This is a genomic window from Paenisporosarcina sp. P4_E4_2, assembly GCF_056401595.1.
In genome coordinates, this window is sequence record NZ_JBFUJC010000395.1 from 1 (window position 1) to 2680 (window position 2680).

The following is a 2680-nucleotide window of genomic DNA, read 5'->3' on the forward strand; positions in this document are numbered from 1 at the left end:
GCAACCGATTTATCCCAACAGGCACTGAAAGTGGCACAAGCAAACGCAGCTGAACTTGATGCAGACATCACATTCAAGCTTGGTGATTTAACCGCTCCTATTGCAAATGAAAAGTGGGATATCGTATTATCGAACCCTCCCTATATTGCACACGAAGAAGCTACGACTCTATCAGATACTGTATTAAACTATGAGCCTCATAGTGCTCTTTTTGCTGATGAAGAAGGACTTCAGTTATATAAAAGGTTAGCTGTAGAACTCCCTGCAATCATGAATCGACCTGCACTGATTGGTCTGGAAATCGGCTATGCGCAAGGTCCCGCTGTCCAATCTTTCTTCCAAAAATCGTTCCCAACTGCTCAAGTTGATATAGTAAAAGATATAAACGGAAAAGAAAGAATGATTTTTTGTGAGATTCGTGAATAAACTATCAACACCTTGTCCACAATGATGTCAAGGGGGAATGAACAGTGATACAAGATTACGAGATTTTCAGAAACGAAGAACAGCAAACGAAGCGGTCTCCATGGATTGAACTCATCCTGTCGCTCTTACTCATTCAAACATTACTATTTTTATTGCCAGTTATTAGCGGTGCAGCCGAGGCAGTACCAGCAGACGCTATTCAAATAAGAATTGTTGCAAACAGCAACACTAGCGAAGATCAGCAAATCAAATCGTTAATTCAGCAAGAAATTCAACCACTTCTTGAAAAAGCAGCTGCCAGCGTTCAAACAACGGCACAACTTGAAAAAGAATTGAATGCGCTATCTACGGAAATCACGTTAAAAGCACAAGCTTTCACAAAACAGGCAATCCATATCAGCTTGGCAAAAGCATTGATTCCACCAAAAACAGATGGCACTTACTTTTATGCACAAGATTTTCACCAATCACTTGTTGTGACAATCGGAAGTGGCAAAGGTGACAACTGGTGGTGCGCATTATTTCCAAAGGTATGTTATCAAGAAGAAGAAGAAGAAGTGATAGAAGAAGAGCCTGTGAAGTTTTGGACATGGGAGTGGATAAAAAGCAAGTTTTGGTAAGAGTTATACACATTTACACACGTAGTTATCAACAACATGTGCATAACTAACACATTACCCTAATAGAAAGGAGAAATATCGTATGGAAACGAAAAAACTCATTGTGGATAACAATGTGAATAAAATCGAATTTTATTCACAAGCTGTGGAAAAATTAATGGCTGGTGAAGTTGTCGCATTTCCGACTGAAACAGTTTACGGTTTGGGAGCCATTGCTACGGATGAACAAGCAGTCGCGAAAATCTTCGAGGCAAAAGGCAGACCTTCCGATAACCCATTGATTGTTCATGTTGGTAAAGCTTACGACATCGTAAAATACGTCACTTCTGTTCCTGAAAAAGCTGATGCATGCATCAAAGCGTTTTGGCCGGGTCCATTAACACTGATTTTAGACGCAAAACCGAATACGTTTGCTCCGAATGTAACCGCTGGATTATCAACAGTAGGATTACGCATGCCTGATCATCCAGTTGCACTGGAATTACTGACCATGCTTAAACACCCCGTTGCCGCACCAAGTGCAAACCGCAGCGGTAAACCAAGCCCAACAACTGCTCTGCATGTGGAAAAAGATTTGAACGGACGAATTCCTCTCATCTTAGATGGCGGGGCTACCGGAATCGGACTTGAATCAACCGTTGTGGATTTTACTGTTGATCCACCCGTGATCCTGCGTCCAGGCGGCGTTACAGCGCACATGCTACAGGAAGTTATTGGCAAAGTAATTGAACCAGAAACAACCAAAGTGGATGAAGCATCCGTACCACGGGCACCTGGCATGAAATATGCACATTACGCACCTGATGCGCCAGTGTATTTAATTCAACCAGATGTGAACTCGGTAAAGAAAGCCATTCAGACAATACATATGAACCAACAAAAAGTTGCTTTACTCGCTACAGATGAATTCAGTCAAGGCGGGGCAGACTGGTTCTTTTCACTCGGCAATCAACAAAATCTCGAAACTTCTGCACAACATTTATACGCACATTTACGTTCGTGCGATGAAACAACGGCTGATATGATACTCGTTACGGTACCTGAAAAAACAGGTGTTGGTGCAGCCATTTTCAATCGTCTAGAAAAAGCAGCCGATGGCAACTGGTGGCACTCCTAATCTCTTCCTTTTTTGCATAAGCTAGAAGCAATGCAATAGAGGGGGGAGATTTTTTCATTGCCTACAGAAATGCTTGCGGGGCTACTTACCGCACTGGATGTCGTCGCACTTTATAGTGTATTACCAAAAATCCGCTTCCCGCTCATCCTTGCCATCTGGACAGGAATTTTACATATGATTTTCCCGCTCCTTGGGTTTCTAGCAGGAGAGTGGGTTACCTCGTTCATCGTTGAAGGTGGACGTTTCATCTCCAGTATTCTTTTATTTCTTACAGGTGTTCATTTATGCTTATATCAACAAAAACCAAAATCCACACTCATTCCCCCCATTTTACTTGCTATTGTTGTCAGCATTGATACCTTTTCAGTTAGCCTTTCTTTTGGTATGCTTCAATTACAAAAGTGGTTTTTCTTATTCAGTGCCGGCTTTTTCGCTTTAGCGTTTTCATATGTTGCGCTAAAAAGCAAACTGATCAAAGGACCATTGCTAACACGCATATCAGGAGTATGTCTCATGT

Annotated in this window: 4 protein-coding genes; all 4 read left to right on the forward strand. The window is 41.9% G+C overall.

The window, feature by feature from the left end:
• On the forward strand, positions 1–426 hold a 426-nt coding region (locus tag AC1DSB_RS17655), incomplete at its 5' end, for a methyltransferase (RefSeq protein ID WP_477587245.1).
• Between the two features lie 44 nt (positions 427–470).
• Positions 471–1046, forward strand: a complete 576-nt coding sequence (locus tag AC1DSB_RS17660; RefSeq protein ID WP_477530872.1) for a stage II sporulation protein R — start codon at positions 471–473, stop codon at positions 1044–1046.
• Between the two features lie 82 nt (positions 1047–1128).
• Positions 1129–2163, forward strand: a complete 1035-nt coding sequence (locus AC1DSB_RS17665; protein WP_477530873.1) for an L-threonylcarbamoyladenylate synthase — start codon at positions 1129–1131, stop codon at positions 2161–2163.
• Between the two features lie 57 nt (positions 2164–2220).
• Positions 2221–2680, forward strand: a 460-nt coding sequence (locus AC1DSB_RS17670) for a manganese efflux pump (protein WP_477587246.1), incomplete at its 3' end; no start/stop codon positions are given.

Excerpts from the sequence above, each read along its gene's own strand:
- AC1DSB_RS17665 (WP_477530873.1), top strand. The coding sequence starts at position 1,129 with ATGGAAACGAAAAAACTCATTGTGGATAACAATGTGAATAAAATCGAA.